This is a genomic window from Streptomyces composti, assembly GCF_012034205.1.
GTDB classification, from domain to species: Bacteria; Actinomycetota; Actinomycetes; order Streptomycetales; family Streptomycetaceae; genus Streptomyces; species Streptomyces composti.
Genome location: NZ_JAATEM010000031.1, coordinates 69479 through 89831 on the forward strand (window position 1 = coordinate 69479; position 20353 = coordinate 89831).

At 73.0% G+C, this 20353-nt stretch carries 20 protein-coding genes and 1 pseudogene; 10 read left to right on the plus strand and 11 right to left on the minus strand.

Features of this window, described 5'->3' with window-relative positions; genetic code table 11:
- Positions 1 to 11 precede the first annotated feature (11 nt).
- Entirely contained in the window at positions 12 to 1706 is a 1695-nt protein-coding gene (locus HCJ93_RS23710; RefSeq protein WP_206317858.1) for a DNA alkylation response protein, read from the minus strand.
- A gap of 73 nt (positions 1707 to 1779) precedes the next feature.
- Between HCJ93_RS23710 and HCJ93_RS23715 the strand changes: the two genes are divergently transcribed.
- The gene (locus tag HCJ93_RS23715; protein WP_167997830.1) at positions 1780 to 2544 is read left to right on the plus strand and encodes a PaaX family transcriptional regulator C-terminal domain-containing protein; all 765 of its coding nucleotides are present in this window, start codon (positions 1780 to 1782) and stop codon (positions 2542 to 2544) included.
- 198 nt (positions 2545 to 2742) lie between these two features.
- Here the strand turns inward: HCJ93_RS23715 and HCJ93_RS23720 are convergent, their stop codons facing one another.
- The gene (locus HCJ93_RS23720; RefSeq protein ID WP_167997831.1) at positions 2743 to 4095 is read right to left on the minus strand and encodes an FAD-dependent oxidoreductase; all 1353 of its coding nucleotides are present in this window, start codon (positions 4093 to 4095) and stop codon (positions 2743 to 2745) included.
- A 237-nt stretch (positions 4096 to 4332) separates the two neighbouring features.
- Between HCJ93_RS23720 and HCJ93_RS23725 the strand changes: the two genes are divergently transcribed.
- Entirely contained in the window at positions 4333 to 4803 is a 471-nt protein-coding gene (locus HCJ93_RS23725) for a DUF6214 family protein (RefSeq protein ID WP_167997850.1), read from the plus strand.
- 16 nt (positions 4804 to 4819) lie between these two features.
- Here the strand turns inward: HCJ93_RS23725 and HCJ93_RS23730 are convergent, their stop codons facing one another.
- Positions 4820 to 5500 carry a DUF305 domain-containing protein gene (locus tag HCJ93_RS23730; RefSeq protein WP_167997832.1) on the minus strand — a complete coding sequence of 227 codons (681 nt, stop codon included), beginning with the start codon at positions 5498 to 5500 and terminating at the stop codon, positions 4820 to 4822.
- Between the two features lie 177 nt (positions 5501 to 5677).
- Here HCJ93_RS23730 and HCJ93_RS23735 point away from each other — a divergent pair, with 177 nt between their 5' ends.
- Positions 5678 to 7189: an LVIVD repeat-containing protein gene (locus HCJ93_RS23735; protein ID WP_167997833.1), complete on the plus strand. Its 1512-nt coding sequence runs from the start codon at positions 5678 to 5680 to the stop codon at positions 7187 to 7189.
- Here the strand turns inward: HCJ93_RS23735 and HCJ93_RS23740 are convergent.
- The 4 genes from HCJ93_RS23740 to HCJ93_RS23760 all read right to left on the minus strand — a co-directional run bounded on the left by HCJ93_RS23740 (position 7168) and on the right by HCJ93_RS23760 (position 10797).
- Entirely contained in the window at positions 7168 to 7977 is an 810-nt protein-coding gene (locus tag HCJ93_RS23740) for a TetR/AcrR family transcriptional regulator (protein ID WP_240967791.1), read from the minus strand. The genes HCJ93_RS23735 and HCJ93_RS23740 overlap by 22 nt on opposite strands.
- 384 nt (positions 7978 to 8361) lie before the next feature.
- Positions 8362 to 9036 carry a phosphatase PAP2 family protein gene (locus HCJ93_RS23750; protein WP_167997834.1) on the minus strand — a complete coding sequence of 225 codons (675 nt, stop codon included), beginning with the start codon at positions 9034 to 9036 and terminating at the stop codon, positions 8362 to 8364.
- A 63-nt stretch (positions 9037 to 9099) separates the two neighbouring features.
- A complete protein-coding gene (locus HCJ93_RS23755; protein WP_167997835.1) occupies positions 9100 to 10035 on the minus strand; it encodes a M56 family metallopeptidase in 936 nt (311 codons plus the stop codon).
- Positions 10036 to 10254: 219 nt separating this feature from the next.
- Positions 10255 to 10797 carry a DUF5134 domain-containing protein gene (locus HCJ93_RS23760; protein WP_167997836.1) on the minus strand — a complete coding sequence of 181 codons (543 nt, stop codon included), beginning with the start codon at positions 10795 to 10797 and terminating at the stop codon, positions 10255 to 10257.
- 320 nt (positions 10798 to 11117) lie between these two features.
- Here HCJ93_RS23760 and HCJ93_RS23765 point away from each other — a divergent pair, with 320 nt between their 5' ends.
- Entirely contained in the window at positions 11118 to 11699 is a 582-nt protein-coding gene (locus tag HCJ93_RS23765) for a MarR family winged helix-turn-helix transcriptional regulator (protein WP_167997837.1), read from the plus strand.
- A 31-nt stretch (positions 11700 to 11730) separates the two neighbouring features.
- Here HCJ93_RS23765 and HCJ93_RS23770 read toward each other — a convergent pair whose 3' ends face one another.
- Positions 11731 to 12495, minus strand: coding sequence for a VOC family protein (locus HCJ93_RS23770; RefSeq protein ID WP_167997838.1), 765 nt, complete (start codon positions 12493 to 12495; stop codon positions 11731 to 11733).
- 233 nt (positions 12496 to 12728) lie between these two features.
- Between HCJ93_RS23770 and HCJ93_RS23775 the strand changes: the two genes are divergently transcribed.
- On the plus strand, positions 12729 to 13682 hold the full coding sequence (locus HCJ93_RS23775) for a GNAT family N-acetyltransferase (protein WP_167997839.1): 954 nt from the start codon (positions 12729 to 12731) through the stop codon (positions 13680 to 13682).
- Here HCJ93_RS23775 and HCJ93_RS23780 read toward each other — a convergent pair.
- A complete protein-coding gene (locus tag HCJ93_RS23780; protein ID WP_167997840.1) occupies positions 13652 to 14044 on the minus strand; it encodes a VOC family protein in 393 nt (130 codons plus the stop codon). The genes HCJ93_RS23775 and HCJ93_RS23780 overlap by 31 nt on opposite strands.
- A 106-nt stretch (positions 14045 to 14150) precedes the next feature.
- On the opposite strand from HCJ93_RS23780, the gene HCJ93_RS23785 reads away from it, so the two are divergent.
- Positions 14151 to 14693, plus strand: coding sequence for a GNAT family N-acetyltransferase (locus tag HCJ93_RS23785; protein WP_167997841.1), 543 nt, complete (start codon positions 14151 to 14153; stop codon positions 14691 to 14693).
- A gap of 41 nt (positions 14694 to 14734) precedes the next feature.
- Here HCJ93_RS23785 and HCJ93_RS23790 read toward each other — a convergent pair whose 3' ends face one another.
- A complete protein-coding gene (locus HCJ93_RS23790) occupies positions 14735 to 15418 on the minus strand; it encodes a glycerophosphodiester phosphodiesterase (protein WP_167997842.1) in 684 nt (227 codons plus the stop codon).
- Positions 15419 to 15671: 253 nt separating this feature from the next.
- Between HCJ93_RS23790 and HCJ93_RS23795 the strand changes: the two genes are divergently transcribed.
- From HCJ93_RS23795 to HCJ93_RS30245, 4 genes and pseudogenes are all read left to right on the plus strand, one after another.
- Positions 15672 to 17069: a DUF6421 family protein gene (locus HCJ93_RS23795; protein WP_167997843.1), complete on the plus strand. Its 1398-nt coding sequence runs from the start codon at positions 15672 to 15674 to the stop codon at positions 17067 to 17069.
- A gap of 38 nt (positions 17070 to 17107) precedes the next feature.
- Positions 17108 to 17854 carry an SDR family NAD(P)-dependent oxidoreductase gene (locus HCJ93_RS23800; RefSeq protein WP_167997844.1) on the plus strand — a complete coding sequence of 249 codons (747 nt, stop codon included), beginning with the start codon at positions 17108 to 17110 and terminating at the stop codon, positions 17852 to 17854.
- On the plus strand, positions 17851 to 18924 hold the full coding sequence (locus HCJ93_RS23805; RefSeq protein ID WP_167997845.1) for a threonine aldolase family protein: 1074 nt from the start codon (positions 17851 to 17853) through the stop codon (positions 18922 to 18924). Before HCJ93_RS23800 ends, HCJ93_RS23805 begins: the two co-directional genes overlap by 4 nt.
- A 240-nt stretch (positions 18925 to 19164) precedes the next feature.
- Positions 19165 to 19412: pseudogene (locus HCJ93_RS30245) on the plus strand (hypothetical protein); the annotation flags it as partial.
- Between the two features lie 58 nt (positions 19413 to 19470).
- On the opposite strand, the gene HCJ93_RS23815 reads toward HCJ93_RS30245, so the two are convergent.
- Positions 19471 to 20199, minus strand: coding sequence for a lysophospholipid acyltransferase family protein (locus HCJ93_RS23815; protein ID WP_167997846.1), 729 nt, complete (start codon positions 20197 to 20199; stop codon positions 19471 to 19473).
- Positions 20200 to 20353: the final 154 nt, after the last annotated feature.

A 20353-nucleotide genomic window follows, 5' to 3' on the forward strand; every position in this document is an offset into this window, starting at 1 on the left:
TTGATGCCGGGTCAGTTCTCGTCCGGCAGCGCACGCTCCAGGATCGTGTCGAGGCCGGCCGCCGAGGGGAGCGTGCCGAAGGCGTGCCCCCAGTCGCCGCCGAGCCGGGTGGCGCAGAACGCGTCGGCGACGGCGGCCGGGGCGTGCCGGACCAGCAGGGAGCCCTGCAGGGCCAGCGCCATCTGCTCCACCAGCCGGCGGGCCGTCACCGGGGAGGCGTCGCCGAGCTGCTGCTTCAGCCGGGCCACCGCTGCGTCCAGCCGGCCGTCCGCGCCCTGGGCCAGGGCGAGTTCGTCGAACAGGGCCTGGGCGGTGGCCGGATCCTTGCCGAGGGCGCGCAGCACGTCCAGCGCGTTCACATTGCCCGAGCCCTCCCAGATGGACAGCAGCGGCGCCTCGCGGTAGTGCCGGGGCATCCCGGAGTCCTCGACGTAGCCGTTGCCGCCCAGGCACTCCAGCGCCTCGGCGGTGAACGCCGGACCCCGCTTGGTCACCCAGTACTTGCCGACGGCGGTGGCGATCCGGCGGAACGCCCGCTCCTTCTCGTCCCCGCGCACCGCGCGGTCGGCGGCGCCGGCCAGCCGCAGTGTGAGCGTCGTGGCCGCCTCCGACTCCAGCGCCAGATCCGCCAGCACGTTGCGCATGAGCGGCTGGTCGGCCAGGCGCGCTCCGAAGGCGGTGCGGTGCCGGGCGTGGTGCCCCGCCTCGACGAGCGTCTTGCGCATCAGCGCCGCCGACATCATCACGCAGTCCAGGCGGGTGCAGTTGACCATCTCGATGATGGTCTTCACCCCCTGGCCCTCCGGACCGACCAGCCAGGCCACGGTGCCGTCGAACTCGGGCTCGGAGGAGGCGTTGGAGCGGTTGCCCAGCTTGTCCTTCAGCCGCTGGATGCGGAACGTGTTGCGGGTGCCGTCGGGCAGTACGCGCGGCACGAAGAAGCAGGACAGCCCGCCCGGCGCCTGCGCGAGCACCAGGAACACGTCGCACATCGGCGCCGAGGTGAACCACTTGTGGCCGCGCAGCGTGTACACGCCCTCCTCGGCCGTCGGGGTGGCCACGGTGGTGTTGGTGCGCACGTCCGAGCCGCCCTGCTTCTCGGTCATCCCCATGCCGGCCAGCAGCCCGCGTTTCTCGGTGGGCACCCGCAGGCCCGGCTCGTACTCCCGGCTGGTCAGCAGCGGTTCGTACACCTTTGCCAGCTCCGGCTGCCGGCGCAGCGCCGGAACGGCCGCGTACGTCATGGAGGTCGGGCAGCCGTGTCCCGCGTCGGTGTGGCCCCACACCAGGCCGCCCGCGGTGCGCACCACATGGGCGCCGGGCCGCTCGTCCGCCCAGGGCGCCCCGGCCAGCCCCTCGGCCACGGCGGTGCGCATCAGGTGGTGCCAGCTCGGATGGAACTCCACCTCGTCGATGCGGTGCCCGAACCGGTCGTGGGTGCGCAGCTCCGGCTCGTGGCGGTTGGCCTGATCGCTCCACTCCTGCACCTGCTCGCTGCCCGCGGCCCGGCCGAGCCGGCGCAGATCCTCCTCGGCCCACCCGGCGCCCTCGCGGCGCAGCCCCTCCAGAAGGGCGGCGTCGTCCGAGGCGTCGTAGGGGGCCAGCGGGCCCGCCTGATTGGTGACCTCGTGCGTGGCGTACCCGCCGTGTCCGCCGCCCGGTGCGCCCGGCTCCGGGCCCTGCTCTTCCGCGAAAGTCATGACCATGGGGCGAGTGTTGCACTCTTCCTACGGTCGCAGCAATAGTGCAACAGGCTTGGCCGACGTACAGTACGGACCCATGCCGATCAACGACCCCGCGCGCCCCGGCGAGCCCCGTCTGCGGCCCCTGTCCGCGCGGTCGATCGTGCTGAGCCTGCTGCTCGGCACCCACCCGCCGGAGCTGCCCGCGCCGGACCTGGCGCGTCTGATGGCGGGTTTCGGCGTCGGCGGGTCCACCCTGCGCGCCGCGCTCAGCCGGATGATGGCCGCCGGGGACCTGCGGCGCACGGAGACCGGTTACCGGCTCAGCGACCGGCTCCTGGACCGCCAGCGCCGGCAGGACGAGGCCGTGCGGCCGCGCACCAGGCCCTGGGACGGCGACTGGGAGATGGTCGTGGTCACCGCGACCGGCCGCGGCCCCGCGGAACGCGCGGAGCTGCGCTCGCGCCTCACCGCGCTGCGCCTCGCCGAACTGCGCGAGGGCGTCTGGCTGCGTCCCGCCAACCTCGACCGCCCGCTGCCGGCGGCGCTCGGCACCGTCGCCCAGCACTACACCGCCCGCCCCGAGCAGCCCGCCCGCGACCTCGCCGCCGGCCTGTGGCCGCTCGGGACCTGGTCCGCCGACGCCCGTGCGCTGCTCGCACACATCGAACGCCTCGATCACCCCGCCGACCGGCTCACCGCCTTCGCCGCCGTGGTCCGCCACCTCCTCGCCGACCCCGTCCTGCCGCCCGCCCTGCTGCCCCCCGACTGGCCGGGCGAGGCGCTGCGCACCGCCTACACCGACTACCAGCAGGAGCTGGCGAGCCAGGTGCACGCCCATGTGACGGGCGGCTCGGCCTGAACCGGAGGCCGAGAAGAAACGCCCGGACGGCACGGGTCGTGACGTCGCCGCCGGACGGCTCCTGGGGCGAGACGGCTGCCCGGGCCCCGGCCGGTCCGCGGCTCGGCCCTGGACTCCGATCCCCCGACCACCACCGGAACCGCCTGCTGCCCGGCAGGCACCGAGCCGGAGCCGCCCGGCCCGTCCCGTCCCGTCCCGCTAAGCCCGTGCCGTCCGCGCCGCCGCGAGCAGGGACTCCCAGTCCGGGAGCTTGACGACCCTGCGGCCCAGCGAGGCGCCCAGGGCTGCCTCGGCACGTTCGATGGCGCACCAGCCCGACCAGCCGACGGGGTCGGCCCCCGCCGCCCGCAGGTGGGGAAGCGGATCGGAGGGCACCTGCCGCTGCTGCAGTGCGGCGGCGTCCGCGAGCAGGGAGGCCACCGTCTCCTTGGCGCACGGCCGGTTGGTGCCGATGACGCCCGTCGGGCCCCGTTTGATCCAGCCCGCCACGTACTCGCCGGGCGCCGCCGTGTCCCCGCGCAGCACCCGGCCGGCCCGGTGCGGCACGGTGCCGGTCGCGGTGTCGAACGGCAGCCCCTCCAGCGGCACCCCGCGATACCCGACCGACCGCAGCACGAGCTGCGCCTCGATCTCCTCGAACCGGCCCGTGCCCCGCACACCCCCTCCGCCGCTCCCGTCCGGCGCCGTCCGCTCGAAGCGCACCGCGCCCACCCGTCCGTTCCGCTCCAGCAGTTCGACCGGCCGCAGGTAGAAGCGCAGCCGGATCCGCCGCCGGGCGTCCGGGACTGCGGGCCCGTCGGCCCAGCCGCGCAGCACCTCCACATTGCGCCGCTGGGCGTTGGGCAGCCCGGAGGGGGCCAGGAACGCCGGGTCCGTCCCGGCCTCCCGCCGGTTCACCAGCACCGCGGTGTCCGGGAGCGTGCCCAGCTCGCGCAGCTCCTTGGTGGTGAACCGGGCCTGGGACGGGCCCCGCCGGCCCACCATGTGGATGCCGGTCACCCTGCTCTCCGCGAGTGCGGTCAGTGCGGCCTGCGGCATGTCGGTGGGGGCCAGCTCGGTGACGTCCCGGGCCAGCATCCGGGTGACGTCCACCGCCACATTGCCCATGCCGATCACCACGGCGGACCGCACCCCGTGCACGAACCCGCCGTCCGCCGCGTCCGGATGCGCGCTGTACCAGGACACGAACTCGGTCGCCGACCAGCTGCCCGGCAGGTCCTCGCCGGGGATGCCCAGGTGCCGGTCGGTGGCGGCGCCCACGCAGTACACCACCGCGTGGTACAGCTCCCCGAGCCGGGCGGCCGGCACCCCGCCGGGCCCCACCGCGACCCCGCCGAGGAAGCGCACCCGCTCGTGCTCCAGCACCGAGCGCAGGTTGTTCTGCAGGGACTTGATCTTCTCGTGGTCCGGTGCCACGCCGTAGCGGACCAGGCCGTAGGGGCACGGCAGCCGGTCCAGCACATCGACCCGCACCCCGGGGTCCTGCTGGACGAGGCTCTGGGCGGTGTAGCAACCGCTCGGGCCGGAACCTACGACGGCGACTCGCAGCACGGCCGCGCTCCTCACCCTCGAGGGGATCTTCAGGAGACCATCCAGCGCCGAAAGACCGCTCCAGCGCATCCGGCGCCGACGCCTCCAGCATCGCACCGACGGCGTTGTGCTGACAGGGTGCCGTGCGACGTCCGGGAAGCGTGTTCGTTCGCCTGGGCGGGTTCGCACGGTTACGTTGCGTGTGTGTCCGAGGTGTCTGCTCTTCGACTCGCCGACCGCTCTCCGGGTGAGGGCACGGTGTCCGTGTGCCCCGCCTGGGAGGTGCGGGAGGGGAGCCGCGCGACACGGTGGCTGCGGGTCCGGCTCGCCTTCGCCGACGGGGCCGGCGTGGAGGCGCTCGCGGTGGTGGGTGAGGGAGACGTCCGGGTGGAGGAGGTGCGGGCCGGGCCCGGGCTGTCCCTGGAGGACCTGGCGGAGCTCGCCCACTGGATCGAGGCGCCCCTGGCCCGCGCCTGCGGGGCGGGACCGGAAGACGGCACCGGGGCGCACCGGGGACGCCGGATCAGACCGACCGGCCCCGAGGGCAGACGCCTGGTGGCGCGCGAGTACCGTGCCGCCCAGCTGGCGGGGACCGATCCGGTGCTGGCCGTGATGGGCGCCACCGGATGCAGCCGCCGCGGGGCCCTCCGCCTGATCGGCCGCGCCCGGGACGCGGGCCTGCTGACTCCCCGTCACGCCCGGCGCCGCGCCGCCGCCCCGGACCGCTGACGCCGCGTCAGTGCCGTCAGCTCTTCTGCGTGCCTCGGGCCATGTCACGCATGCGGTTGATCTCGGCCGTCTGCTGCGCGATCACATCGTCGGCCATCTCCTCGACCTGGATGTTGTTGCCCTGGCCCTTCACGTCCGAGGCCATGGTGATCGCCCCCTCGTGATGGGTGATCATCAGCGTGAGGAAGAGCTGGTCGAACGCCTTGCCCTCGGCCGCGCGCAGCTTCTTCAGCTGGGCCTCGGTCGCCATGCCGGGCATGGCCGCGTGGTGGTGCCCGCCGCTGTCGTCCTTCTCCTGCTTGCCGTGCGTCTTCAGCCAGCCCTTCATCGCCTTGATCTCGGGCTGCTGCGCCGCGGCGATGCGCCCCGCCAGCTTCACGATCCCCGGTGACTCGGCGCGGTCCGGGACGAGTTCGGTCATCTCCAGCGCCTGCGCATGGTGCTCGATCATCATGCGGACGTACGAGACGTCCGCGGAGTTGGGGGAGTCGTCCTCGGCGCGCTGCTTGCCGGCCTCCTCGGCGGACAGGGTGCGGTTCGGCTCACCGGGCTCGCCCGGCACGATCACCGAAGGGCCGCTCGCCGCCGCCCGGTCGGCGCCGCCGGACCCCGACTCGCAGGCGGCGAGCCCGAGCACGGCGAGTGCGGTCAGTCCGGCCGCGACGGCGGACCCGCGTGGCACACGGCGACAGAGCACAAGAACCTCCTGCGGCTGGGACACCGTCTGCGCGCCGGAGGGCCGCCCCGGCACCGCCACGTGTGTCGCTGATCGGCGCACTGCGTTCCAAGCATGCCCTCTGTTGGTATGTACATGCTCAAGGGATACTGCCCTTGCGCAACCCGTTCCGGGTTGACCCAAGCAGGGAGGCAGACAGTGATCCTGTTCGGCAATTCCCGATCCCGGCGCAGACGCCTGCACGTCGCGGTGGCGGCGGGCGCGCTGCTGGCCGGAATGCTGGCGGCGGGCCCGGCCGCGGCGATCCCCGACCCCGGTGACGCCCCGGCGCCCTCCGGGGAGGTCTCGCGCGGTGACCAGGCCGAGGCCCGCAGAGCCATCCAGAACGGTGACATCCCCGGCCAGGACGAGGTCGTCCACTCGGCCAACATCCGGCACCTGGCCAACGTCCCCAAGGACCTTCTCCCCGGCACCAATTCCGACCTCGCGTTCCAGGGCCGCTACGCCTTCGCGGGCAACTACGACGGCTTCCGCATCTTCGACATCAGCAACCCGCGCAAGCCGAAGACGGTGGCCCAGGTCCTGTGCCCCGGCTCGCAGAACGACATCTCCGTCTCGGGGAACCTGCTCTTCCTCTCCACCGACTCCTCGCGCAGTGACAGCAGCTGCAACAGCACCACCCAGCCGGCGACCGAGAAGTCCTCCTGGGAGGGGATGAAGGTCTTCGACATCAGCGACAAGCGCAACCCGCGCTATGTGGCCGCCGTCGAGACCGCCTGCGGTTCGCACACCCACACCCTGGTGCCCGAGCGCAGGAACGTCTACATCTACGTCTCCTCGTACTCCCCGAACGCCGCCTACCCGGACTGTCAACCGCCGCACGACGGCATCTCCGTGATCAAGGTTCCGCGGCACGCCCCGCACAAGGCCGCGGTCGTCGCCTTCCCGGTGCTGTTCCCGGGTGAGGGTCCGGACGGCGGCGGCAACCCGGGCGCGCCCACCAACCCGGGCGTCTCCAAGACCACCGGCTGCCACGACATCACCGTGCTGCCGTCCAAGGACCTGGCCGCCGGCGCCTGCATGGGCGACGGCATCCTGTTCTCCATCAAGAACCCCGAGCGCCCGAAGGTGATCGACCGCGTCCAGGACAACGCCAACTTCGCGTTCTGGCACTCGGCGACCTTCAACCAGCGCGCCGACAAGGTCGTGTTCACCGACGAGCTGGGCGGCGGCAGCGGCGCCACCTGCAACGCCGAGATCGGTCCGAACCGAGGTGCGGACGGCATCTACGACATCGTCGGCAAGGGCGACAAGCGCAAGCTGGTCTTCCGCAGCTACTTCAAGATCCCGCGCCACCAGGCCGACACGGAGAACTGCGTCGCCCACAACGGCTCGCTGATCCCGGTCCGCGGCCGGGACCTGATGGTCCAGGCCTGGTACCAGGGCGGCGTCTCCGTCTGGGAGTTCACCGACTCGTCCAGGCCGAGGGAGATCGCCTACTTCGAGCGCGGTCCGCTGACCACCGACCGGATCGTCACCGGCGGTTCCTGGTCGGCGTACTACTACAACGGCCACATCTACTCGAACGACATCGCCAAGGGGCTGGACGTGCTGAAGATCGACGACCGGCGCACGGACCCCGCGCGACGGATCCATCTGCGCGAGCTCAACGTGCAGACGCAGCCGGACTACTTCGGCCGACTCGACTGATTCGACTGAGCCGGCCGAGCGCCGGACTCCGGTCCGGCCTCGGGTGATCCGGGCGCCTCAGGTGCCGGTCCGGGCTTCTGCCGGGACTTCGGCTCCGCCCCGGACCGCGCACAGGTGACCGGCCCCGTGGCGAAGAAGCGCGACAGATCGGCCCGCTGCGACGGTCCGGCGTCACCCGTCCCGCCGGGCACCTCGGTGTCCGGCGGGAATCCCATCTCCCAGTCCAGCCGGTAACGCCGGAACAGCTCCCTGCGCAGCACCGGGATCGGCATCGGCGCCCCCGGCATGACCGCGGCGTACACCGCTCCCATCAGCAGCGCGCGCAGCATCGGGTAGTCGTTGTCCACGTCCGAGGAGCCGTGCCGGGCCACCGTGTCGCTCAGCAGTTCCGCGAGCCGCCGCTGCTCCGGGCACGGCACGAAGCCCTCGGCCTGCAGCAGCCCGGCCATGTGCTGGCGCATCAGCACGGGCCGGTCCCGGGCGAGGCCCAGGATCGCGTCGATCGCCCGTGCCATGCGCTCCCGGCCGTCCTCGGTGCGGGGCTCGCGCTCCAGCTCCTCCTCGAGGGTGCGGTGCATCAGCCGGTGCACGGCGGACTGCACCAGCTGGCGCTTGCCCGGGAAGTAGTACGAGACCAGGCCCCGTGCGGAGCCTGCCCGGTCGGCGATGTCACCGAGGGTGGTCGCCTCGTAACCCCGCTCGCTGACCAGTTCCACGGCGGCCTGCAGGAGCCGCTCCTTGGAACGCCGCCGCAACTCTTCATTGACCAAGGCGCTGCGCGGGGACATGCTGGACTCCTGCGTTGACTGGCTGCCAGCCAACTATACTCAACGCGTCCGGTCAGGCCCCTGGTGGGCCTGTTCGGGCTGCCGTCCGTCTCGGGCGACGCGGGGGATCGTCCGAGGCGGACGTCAGAACCCGTTCGGTAGCCTGAGGCTACTTCCCTGCCAGGGGCCGGCCAGAATCGCTGCGGAGGCGAGGGGAGCGCAGCGGCTCAGAGGGCGTCGTCGTGGCACCGTGTGCGGCGCGTCCGACGGCCGGCCCGGCAGCGGGTTCTCCGGTGCATCCGCCGTGCCGCAGGCGGGGGAGCAGGTCCGGCGGGGAAGCGGCCGATGGCCTGGGCGGACGCCGCCGCGCGGTCCGGTGCGGTCAGGGCCGGCGGTGCGGCCCGGTCACGGGTGCCGGTGGAGATGCACCCGGACCGCCACGACCACCACCAGGGCGCCGATCAGCCAGCCGCCCAGCACGTCGGTGGCCCAGTGCACGCCCAGCCAGACCCGGGTCAGCCCGACACCGATCACCGACACCGCCGCGACCGCCAGCGCCGTACGCCGCAGCGCCCGGCCCGCACCGCCGCGGTGCAGCAGCCACAGCAGCAGCCCGCACACCACCGTGGCGGTCATCGCGTGGCCGGAGGGGAACGCCGCGTACTGGGCGCTGTCGACCGGGTCGGACCAGACGGGCCGGGCACGGCCCACGGCGGCTTTGAGCACCTGCAGCAGCGCCGTCCCCGCGGCCACCGTCACCACCAGCCACAGCGCCGTCCAGCGGGCCGCGAACCGCCACACCAGGACCGCTGCCGCAACCCCGCACAGAATGCGCATCGTCCACGGATCCCAGACCCAGTCCGTCAGGACGCGGCACGCCTGCGTCAGGCCCGGCTCCTCCACCGCCCAGCGGTGGGTGGTCCGGGAGATGTCACCGTCCAGCGCGGTCAGCGGGTGCCATTCGACGGCGACCAGCGCCAGCAGCAGCGCGGAGCACAGGCCCAGCACCCCGGCGGACACGGCGGTGGGGCCGCGCCCGCCGGACAGACGGGGCGGGGACTCGACGTGGGGGGTGTGCATACGGGAATCCTTGACGACGGAAACGGGCCCGGAGCCCGTTGCTCCGACGCTCTCGAGTCTCGTCTACCCCAGTGCCCGCAATCCCGGGGCGAACGCCACCAGTACCGGGATCACCGGAACCAGGGACGCCGCAGCCGTCAGCCGCAGCCGGCGGGCGGCGGTGAGCCGGTCCGGCGGGGTCAGCAAACGGTTCACCCGGGCCGGGACCTGGGCCTGCGTGGCCGGGCAGGGACCGAACACGCCCCGGTGCTCGTTGAGTTCGACCAGGGCCAGCGCGGTGGTCAGCCGGCCGAACCGGCGGGAGGCCACGTCGTCGGCGGCGAGCTCCACCAGCCGGTGCATCTCGTCGCGGAACGCGGCGAACACCCGCACCTGCGGGAACCCGTCGGCCAGTGCGCTGGAGCAGTGCAGCAGCCAGTCGTGACGGGCCTGCGCGTGCCCCCGCTCATGGGCGAGGACCGCGTCCAGCTGCCGGCCCTTGAGCCGCCGCAACGCCGCCGTGGTGACCACGAGTCGAGGCGGGGTCCCGGGGAGCCACCAGGCCTCGGGACGCTCGCCCTCCAGCACCACCAGACGGTCCGAGCCCGGCTCCTCGCCCGGCAGCAGCGGTACCCGCTCGCGCAGTTCGGCCCGGCGCGCCCGCCGGCGGGCCCGGGCCCGCCCGATCTCCCGGACCAGCATGGCCGCCGTCCACAGGCCCCCGCAGGCGAGCGTGACCGCGGTGGTCGCCGCCCAGGGGCCGGCCGTGCCGAGCGCGTACGCCTCCACGACCGCGCGCGGCGCCGTGGCGAACACCCGCCCCCCGACCGCGTGCCAGGCCGCCGCGGCGCTGAACGTCATCGACAGCGCACAGCACAGCAGCACCGCCCCGACGACGCACTGCCACACCCACAGCGCGACCACCGGTTCCCGGTCCGGCCAGTCGGCCCGGGCGAGCAGCCGGGGGCCGAGCACGGCGGTCAGCACGCCGAGCAGCAACAGGACGGCGGGAAGGATCATGCGTGCAGCCTATGAGCGCCGCACGGTCGGGGATACGGCCCAAGAGGGCAAAGTGACGTACTCAACGGCCCATGCGCCCGTCCGACGGGCCCCTGCCCTTTCGCCCCGTTCAGGGGACGGGCCCCCTGCCTTCCCGGCCCGTTCAGGGCCCCTGCGCTCCCGGCTCGTTCAGGGTCCCTGCGCTGTCCCGGCTTGTTCAACGGGAGCGCGCCTCGCCGCTCACATCGTGAGCAGCATGGCCACCATCGCCATCGCCATCGACAGGCGGCAGGCCCGGGCCAGCTCCGGACGGTCCCCCCAGCCGACGGCTCCGGTGCCTCGGGCCGACGCCGCCACGGGGACCAGCCGTGCCCCCGTCGCCAGCACATAGCCCGCGAAGTACAGCAGCAGCACCCCGGTCAGCAGCGGCAGACCCGAACCGCCGTGCCCGTGCCCCGGCGCGGCGCCCATGGCCAGCGACATGTAGACCATGGCGCCCGCCCCGACCAGATGGTGCAGATGGTGCGCGCTCGTCCGGGCCGCCCACAGCGCGTGCAGCGCCGCCGCGCCGAACACGGCCGCATACGCGGTCCAGACCCACTCCGGCGGGGTGAACACCGCGCCCGGGACGGCCATGGCGGCCATCCCGAAACCCATCAGCGCCTCGCCGCCCGCCGCACGGCGCTGCTCCTCCACCTCGCTGCGCATCCGCAGCAGACAGTAGGCGCCGGTCGCCGCGCAGAGCGCGACCAGCAGCCAGCCGGTCGACGCAGGTCCGTGCACTCCCGTCTCCCCCCGCCCGTCACCGGACCTCGACGGCACCTCGACGATCGGTCAAGGGATGCCCGGACCCGGCGGTGCGCACGCGGGCGCAAGGAGGTACGCGGGGGCGTGCGGGGGAGTGCACGGCAGCTCAGGGCATGGGCGAGCAGCGGTCTCGCCCGCCCTGCCGACGGCGCCCCGGGTGAAAGGCGGCGGCGCGTGCCGCCCCGGCAGCGGGTCGTCCGGGCCGGGCGGGCCGCACGCCCGTACGCTCGCGGCGACGGTACGACGCCAGGGCCCCCGGACCCCGGCCCGCGCACGACGACGGAGGACGCACGGCCATGACGGCGCCCGAAGCCACCCCGCCCCCCGACGACGCCAAGGCGGATCCCGCGCCTCCCGCCCCGCCGGCCGGCGCGGGAGGCGACACGGTGGCCGCGGTGGTGCGCCAGTGGCGGGCCGTGCACCCCCGACTCGACACCGCGCCCATGGAGGTCGTCGGCCGCATCACCCGCTGTGCGGCCCTGCTCCAGCAGGCCGAGGACGTTCCGCTGCGCCGGGCCGGACTGACCCGGCCCGAGTTCGACCTGCTCGCCGCGCTGCGGCGCACCGGACAGGAACTCACCCCGAGCGAACTGGCCCGGGAGACCTTCGCCTCGGGCGCCGCGGTGACCAAACGCCTCAAGCAGCTCGAACAGCGGGGCCTGGTGGAGCGCCATGGCGACTCCCGTGACCGCCGGGTCACCCACGTCCGCCTCACCGGCGCCGGGCGTGACCTGGTCGACGACCTGCTGCCCGTGCAGCTCGCCCACGAGGCCGCGGTGCTGTCCGGCCTGGACGGCCCCGAACTGGGTGAACTCGCCGCCCTCCTGGGCACCCTCCTCGCCCAGCTGGAGGGCCGCCTCGGCGCACTGCGCCCCTGAGCGGACTCCCCCCGCCCGCACTCCTCGTCGCTCAGCGCTCGTGGGAGGCCGCGTACACCCCGAACACCGCCCCCTGCGGATCGCGCAGCACCGCGACGCGCGGGCCGCCGGGGACCGCCGTGGGCTCCATCAGCACCGTGCCCCTGCCGCGGGCGGCCGCTTCCGCGGTCCCGTCCACGTCCTCGGCGGCGAAGTACGGCAGCCAGTGCGAGGGCACCTCGGGCGGGAACTTCTCGTCCACGGCCGTCATGCCGCCGAAGCCGGCGCCGCCGATGCTCCACCGCGGACGGGGCCCGCTCGTGTCCACGCTCCAGCCGAACACGGTGGTGTAGAAGGCCACCGCCTGCTCCGGTGCGCCGGTGAGGAGCTCCACCCAGCCCAGCGCGCCCGGCACGTCGAGCACCCCGGCGCCGGGGAAGGTGCCCGGCTCCCACAGCTGGAGGACCGCGCCGTCCGGATCGGCGATCACGGCGAAACGGCCCAGGTCGAAGACCTCCATCGGCCCGAGCAGCCGCGTCCCGCCCGCGTGCCGCACCGCTCGCAGACAGGCCTCGGCGTCGGTCACCGAGAACGAGACGTTCCAGGCGACCGGATGCGAGGGATCGAACAGCGGCGTCAGCGCGGCGACCGGCGCGTCCCCGAGCCGTGCCACCGTGTAGCCGCCCGCCTGCTCACGGGTGTCGGTCTCGGCGAGCCAGCCGAACAGCCGGGTGTAGAACGTCTTGGCCCCGTCGACGTCGGTGGTCCCCAGCTCGGCCCAGCAAGGTCCGCCGCTCACCGGCGCGGTCGGCTTCATGGCGCTCCTTCCCCGGGCGACCCCATCGCGGCGGCCGCCCCTCCGAGCACGCTAGACCCGCCCGTCCCGGTGGGCCATCCGGGTCGCCGGGGCGGCCGGTGGAACCGGCGGACCGGGACCCGGGCTGGTGAGGGTCGCCGCAGGCGCCGTACCCTCCTGTCCGTACCGCATCGCGTGGCGGCCACCGGATCCTGGAACCACCCCTGCCCGGAGGTCCTTCGCGCCCGCACCCGGTGTGCGTTCCCTTCCGCCGCGCCGACCGCGATCAGCTCACCGACCTGGTCAACACCCATGTGGCGGCCGTCGTCCCCGGCGTCTCCGTCTCCGTCAACACCGTGCTCAGCGACCTGGAACGGCAGCCGGAGGGGTTCATCACCGACCCCTGGGTGAGCGAGCGGGTCACGCTCGTCGCCGAGCAGCGCGGCAGCGTCGTCGCCGGCGCCCATCTGCTGCGCTGCCGGCCCGGCCCCGAGGTCGGCGAGTCCTACCGCGACAGCGGCGAGATCAACTGGTTCGTCTGCCGTCCGCCGGCCTCCTTCCGGCCGGACGCCCTGGACGCCGCCGAGCTGCTGACGCGTGCCTGCCTGGCCCGGCTCGCCCGCTGGAAGGTGCGGCGCGTCCACGCCGACGGTGCCCTGCCCGCACCCGTCGTCTACGGGCTGCCCCGCACCTGGCCGCACATCCGCGCGGTGTACGAGGCCGCGGGCTTCCGGCACGTCGGCGACACCGAGGTGATCCTGCTGGCGCGGGTGGCGGACCTGCCGCACCCCGAGCCCGTCAGGGGCGTCACCTTCCGGCGGACGGTGGGGGAGTGCGGCACCCGGTTCACCGCCTGCGCCGACGGGCGCGCCCTCGGCTTCATCGAGGTCGACACCGCGCTGGCCCGGCCGGAACGCCACCTCCGCGCCGACGGCCTCGCGGACATCGGCGACCTGCACATCGACCCCGCCGCCCTCGGTACCGGACTGGAACACCGGCTGCTCGCCCACGCCGCCGGCTGGCTGCGCCTGTGCGGGGCCGACCGTCTCGCCGCCCACCTGGGGGAGGAGGAGACGGAGATGCACGGCCTGCTGACCGGGGCCGGCTTCATCGAACTGACGCGCACCGACCGCGGCTGGGAGCTGCGCCCGGCCCGACCCGGCCCGGCAGAGGCACCTCAGATCCCCGGCCGGTACCGCAGCGGATGATCGGCCGGGGTCTCCACCAGCACGATCGGGGTGCCGTCCGGGTCCGCGATCCACATCTCGATCAGGCCCCAGGGCTCCTTCACCGGCGGCCGGACGATCTCGACGCCCTTGTCCAGCAGCTCCCGGTGCGCCGCCTCGACGTCCGCGACCTGGAGCCACAGGCGCAGCCCCGGACGGGGCGCGGACTCCGCTCGGCCCGAGAGTTCGAGGAAGCCACCGCCGAGGAAGTAGACCGTGCCGCGCTCCGGCCCGGTGCCGAACTCCCGGTAGACGGCGAGGCCCAGCTGCTCGCCGTAGAAGGTCCGTGAGCGTTCCGGGTCGGTGGGCCGGATCAGGACGCGGCTGCCCAGTACGTGCACCATGCCGCCGAGCCTAGGGCCTGTCCCGGAGGAAGGACGCCCGTCAGGGCCCCGGCGCCGCCGGGTTAGTCTCGTCCCTGCCGCAGCTGCACAGGAACCGGAGTTGCCCATGGACGCCGTCACCGACACCGCACCCAGATTCCGCGACGCGACCGAGGCCGACGTGGACGAGCTGGTCGCGCTGATCGAGTCGGCGTACCGGGGTGAGTCCAGCCGGGCCGGGTGGACCACCGAGGCGGACATCCTCGAGGGGCAGCGGACCGACCCGGAGGGGGTACGGGAGGTCATCGAGTCGCCGGACAGCCGGCTGCTGACCGTGGAGCGCGACGAGCGGATCATCGCCTGCTGCCAGCTGGAGCACCGCGGGGACCACGCCTACTTCGGCATGTTCGCGGTGAGCCCCGCCCTGCAGGGGGCCGGCCTCGGCAAGACGATCATCGCGGAGGCCGAGCGCCAGGCCCGGGAGACCTGGGGTGTGCGGGAGATGCACATGACGGTGATCTCCGTGCGCGAGGACCTCATCGCCTGGTACGAGCGGCGCGGCTACCACCGCACCGGCAAGATGTTCCCCTTCCCGTACGGCGACGAGCGCTTCGGCATCCCGCAGCGCGACGACCTGGAGTTCGAGCTGCTGGTCAAGGAGCTCGTCTGACCAGCAGCCCGCCGCGTCTCACGGTGTGAGCCCGCCGCCGTTCACGCCGTGAAGCGCCCCGTGCGCTTGATCTCCGGGTAGTCGGTGGTGGCGCCGTCCAGGCCCAGGGCGCGGACCAGGCGCAGATGGTCCTGGGTGTTCACCGTCCAGCCGAAGATCCGCAGGCCGGCCTTCCTGGCCCGCTCCACGATCTCCAGGGTGAGCCGCCGGATGTTCAGGCACAGGGTGGCGGCGCCCACCGCGACCGCCCGGTCCACCACGTCGGTGCCGTAGCGGCTGGCGACCAGCGCGGTGCGCACCCCGGGCACCAGCCGGGCGATCTCGGCGATCGCCTCGTCGTGGAACGAGGACACCTCGACCCGCTCGGCGAGGCCGCGCTCGTTCATCACCTCCGCCAGCGCCCTGGCGGCCTGGGTGTCCTTGATCTCGGCCTGCAGCGGCGCCCGGACGGCGTCGAGCACCTCCTCGAACAGCGGGATCCGCTCGCCGCGCCCGGCGTCCAGGGCGCGCAGCTCGGCGAGGGTCTTGTCGGCGATCGGGCCCGCGCCGTCCGTCGTGCGGTCCACGTCCGCGTCGTGCATGACGACCAGGGCGCCGTCCTTGCTCAGATGCAGATCGAGCTCGATGACATCGAGGCCGGCCTCCTGGGCGGCGACGAAGGACCGGAGGGTGTTCTCCGGTTCGACACCCATGACTCCGCGGTGACCGATGGTGAGGAAGTTCAAGATCCGACTCGCTTCCGTCGACGGCGGCGGGGGACCGCGTCCCTGCGGCCCTCCTGGACCGTATCGCCTGTGCCCGCATCGTCCAGAGGCTGAACCACGTTCGAGCGCGACATCGCCCACTCGCGTGCATCGCAGGAAAAAATGCGGTGAGGTCCGGGGTGATGCAGGATATTTTCCCGGGGCTCCCCTTGCTGGGAGAAACCTCGTATGTATACGGTCGGCGTACGAGAGGTTCTCCAGTGGAGGATGGGACATGACGGAAATTCTTGTGCAGTCGGGTACGGAGGCGAAGGTTCCTTCGGAGGGCAGGGTGATCGAGCACCCGGCGTGGCCCGTGCTCAAGGATGCCGTGGAGCGGATCCGCCCCTGGCAGAACAAGGACGGTTCGATCGACTTCGACGCCGAGGGCGCCCCCCGGCGCGCCGAGGCCGAGCGCGCCGTCGACGAGGTCGCCGAGGCCGTGGAGCAGCTGTCCCCGCTGCTGCCGCACGACCGGGCGTACCACGAGGCCGTGGTCAAGGACCTGCGCCGCTGGGCCGACGGCGGCTTCGGGGTACCGGACTTCCTCGACTCCCTGATGGCCTTCCAGCCCGCCCAGAACCGTGAGGACGGCCTGCAGCACCTGGTCGTCTTCCCCATGTACACGCAGAACGGCAACCCGAACCGCAACCTCGAGGCGGTCGTGCTGCGCATGGTCTGGCCCGACTGGCTGGCCGAGCTGGAGCGCACCCGCTACGACAACCCGCTGTTCTGCGGCATCACCTTCGAGGACTTCACCTCCGGCTACGACACCAACTCCGCGGTGCTCTTCCCGGAGACCATCGCCGTGCGCGAGGCGCCGGAGCGCTTCACCTGGGGCGGCATCTTCTGCGACCGCGAGGCCGCCCGCTTCCGCCGGGTCACCTCCGCCGCCGTCGACATCCTCGGCCTGGAGCTGCCCGAGGACGTGGCCGCGATGGTCCACGACCAGAAGCGGTGCGAAGAGGCCTTCGTGCTGTGGGACATGATCCACGACCGCACCCACAGCCACGGCGACCTGCCCTTCGACCCGTTCATGATCAAGCAGCGCCAGCCGTTCTGGATGTACGGCCTGGAGGAGCTGCGCTGCGACCTCACCGCCTTCAAGGAGGCCGTGAAGCTCGCCGCCGAGGGCGTGCCGCAGGCCCGTGACGTGCAGGTCGCGGTGCTGTTCGACCGCATGTTCCGCTTCCCGGTCACCGGCGAGCGGGTCCGCAACTACGACGGCCTGGGCGGCCAGCTGCTCTTCGCCTACCTGCACAAGCACGACGTGGTGCGCTGGACCGACAACAAGCTCTCCATCGACTGGGAGCGCGCTCCGCAGATCACCAACCAGCTGTGCGCGGAGATCGAGAAGCTGTACCGGGACGGCATCGACCGCCCCAAGCTCGTCCACTGGTTCGCGGGCTACGAGCTGGTCTCCACCTACCTCGCCCCGCACCCCGGTTCCAAGTGGGCCAAGGGTCCCGAGGCCCTTGACCTGACGCTGCCCCCGCGCAAACTCGTCGATGACGTGCTTCCGGACGAGTTTCCGCTGAGCATGTTCTATGAGGCACTGTCCAAGAAGCTGAAGAACGTGATCGCCTCCACCAAGGGCATCACGGCGGACAGCGCCGAGCGGGTCGCCGCGTGAGCGATCGCGTTCACACAACTGCTCAGGAGGCGAGACACATGGGGAACGGGGCGCTCGACGGTGCGGTGATCGCGGTGGCCGGCGCGGGAGGACCCGCGGGGCGTGCGGCGCTGCTGAGGCTGGCCGATGCGGGGGCGACCGTCGTCGCCTCCGACAACGACCCGGAGCGGCTGGCGGAGGCCGTGGACGCGGCGCGCTACGCGCACGGCGGCGCCACCGTCACCGGCGACACGGTCGACCTGCTGGACCTGGACTCCACCCGGGAGTGGGCCACCCGCACCGAGAAGGAGTTCGGACGGGTCGACGGCCTGGTCCATCTCGTCGGCGGCTGGCGCGGCAGCGAGACCTTCACCAAGACCAACCTGGACGACTGGGACCTGCTGGAGCTGCTGCTGGTGAAGACCGTGCAGCACACCTCCCTCGCGTTCCACGAGGCGTTGCAGCGCAGCGACCGCGGACGGTACGTGCTGATCAGCGCCGCCGGCGCCACCAAGCCCACCGCGGGCAACGCCTCCTACGCCGCCGCCAAGGCCGCCGCCGAGGCGTGGACGCTGGCCCTCGCCGACTACTTCCGCAAGGCCGGGGGCGAGCAGGGGCCGACCTCGGCGGCTGTCATCCTGGTGGTGAAGGCGCTGGTGCACGACGCGATGCGCGCCGAACGCCCCAACGCGAAGTTCGCGGGCTTCACGGACGTCAAGGACCTGGCCGAGGCCATCGCCGGCGTCTGGGACAAGCCCGCCGCGGAAGTGAACGGAAACCGTCTGTGGCTGACCGAGAAGCCGTGAACCCACCGCGGACCGACGCCCGTCGTCATCACGACCCGGACGTCCGCGGTTTCGCCAGTGACAACTACGCCGGAGCCCACCCGGAGGTGCTCGCCGCCCTGGCCCTCGCCAACGGCGGGCACCAGGTCGCCTACGGCGAGGACGCCTACACGGAGAACCTCCAGCAGGTGATCCGCAGTCACTTCGGCCCGACCGCCGAGGCGTTCCCCGTCTTCAACGGCACGGGAGCCAACGTCGTCGCGCTCCAGGCGGTCACCGACCGCTGGGGCGCGGTGATCTGCGCGGACAGCGCCCACATCAACGTGGACGAGGGCGGGGCGCCCGAGCGGGTCGCCGGCATCAAGCTGCTCACCGTGCCGACCCCGGACGGCAAGCTCACCCCCGAGCTGATCGACCGGGAGGCGTACGGCTGGGAGGACGAGCACCGGGCCATGCCGCAGGTGGTCTCCATAGCCCAGGCCACCGAGCTGGGCACCGTCTACACCCCGGACGAGATCCGCGCCATCTGCGAGCACGCCCACGCCCGCGGCATGAAGGTGCACGTCGACGGCTCCCGGCTGGCCAACGCCGCCGCCTCGCTCGACGTGCCGATGCGCACCTTCACCAACGCCGTCGGGGTCGACATCCTCTCCCTGGGCGGCACCAAGAACGGCGCCCTCTTCGGAGAGGCCGTCGTGGTGCTGAACCCGGACGGCATCCGGCACATGAAGCACCTGCGCAAGCTGTCCATGCAGCTCGCCTCCAAGATGCGCTTCGTGTCGGTGCAGCTGGAGGCGCTGCTCGCCCGGGACCTGTGGCTGCGCAACGCCCGGCACGCCAACGAGATGGCCCGGCGTCTCGCCGAGGGCGTGCGCGCCGTGCACGGTGTGGAGATCCTCTACCCGGTCCAGGCCAACGCGGTCTTCGCCCGCCTGCCGCACGAGGTCAGCGAGCGCCTGCAGAAGAAGTTCCGCTTCTACTTCTGGGACGAGGCCGCGGGCGACGTCCGCTGGATGTGCTCCTTCGACACCACGGAGGAGGACGTCGACACGTTCCTCGCGGCCCTCAAGGAGGAGATGGCGCGCCACTAGCCCGGCGAGCCACGAGCTGTGCGCAGATGTGCGGCCGGTCGGGGATCCATGGCGATCCGACCGGCCGCTCTCCTGCGCTCCGGCGGCACGCAGCCGATCCGGGAAGACCCGGACCTCTCCGCGTACTGGCCGCCGACGACGTGACCGGCCACGGGCATCCGCTGGTCAGGGCGTCGGCGGCCCGCCCGGCGGCCGAGGCCGCCGATCCGCATGACTGCGCGCGACGAGCCTTCGTGCGGCGGCGCCTGGCACCGGCAGGACCCGCGCGGCAACAGGCCCGGCGTCGACGCCGCTTCTCGCTGCGCGGCGAACGCCCGGCCTTCACGCCCGACCCGGCGGCCGGCGAACGCGACCACCCCGGCCGCTGCGCGGCACCGCATCCGGCCGTCGTGACGGCCCCCGGAACCGCGCGGGACCGGGCCGACCTGTGGCAGATGCTCCCCACCTCGCCGGCGGAGCAGAGCTGCCGGGAGCGGGGCCGCCCGTGAGCCGGTGGGCCGGACCGGGAGCCGGCGCGTCCGTCCGCGCGCCGGCGGGCCGCCTGACTCAGTGGGCCTCGGCCGCGCGGACCTGCTCCGGGGTGGGCGCCGTGCCGCCGAGGTGGGCCGGCATCCACCAGGTGTCCTCGGGGCCCCGCGGGCGCACCGGGTAGGCCCGCTGTGCGGCCTCCAGCAGCTCCTGGACCCGCTCGCGCAGCTGCCGGGTGATCACACCGGCGTAGGTGTCCTTCGACGCCTCCAGCGCCTCGCCCACGCGAATGGTGATCGGCGTGTGGCTGCGCTTGAAGTTGCGCGGGCGGCCCTTGGTCCACAGGCGCTGGGTGCCCCAGACCGCCATCGGGATCAGCGGCACGCCGGCCTCCTGCGCCAGGCGTGCCGCACCCGACTTGAAGCTCTTCAGCGTGAACGACTGGGAGATCGTCGCCTCGGGGAAGACGCCCACGATCTCGCCCGACCGCAGCGAGCGCAGCGCGTGCTCGTACGCCGCCTCGCCCTGGGCGCGGTCGACCGGGATGTGCTTCATCCCCCGCATCAGCGGTCCGGAGATCCGGTGCCGGAAGACCGACTCCTTCGCCATGAAGCGCACCAGCCGCTTCTGCGGCAGTGCGGCCAGACCGTTGAAGACGAAGTCCAGATAGCTGATGTGGTTGCTCACCAGCACGGCGCCGCCCGTGCGCGGGATGTACTCCGAACCCCTCAGGTCGATCTTGAGGTCCCACACCTTGAACAGGGTGCGGGCGAAACCGATCACGGGGCGGTAGACGAGTTCTGCCATGGGCGGGATGGAACCCTTCCGTCTCTGCTGGGAAGGAGCCTCTCCCAGTCGAAGTTACGCAGCCGTAGGTTCACGGCTTGTCGCTGATGGTGCCCGAATAACGCGCCGTGAACCAGCCCCGGAGCCCGCGAGCGGCGAGATTCTCGTCACGTCC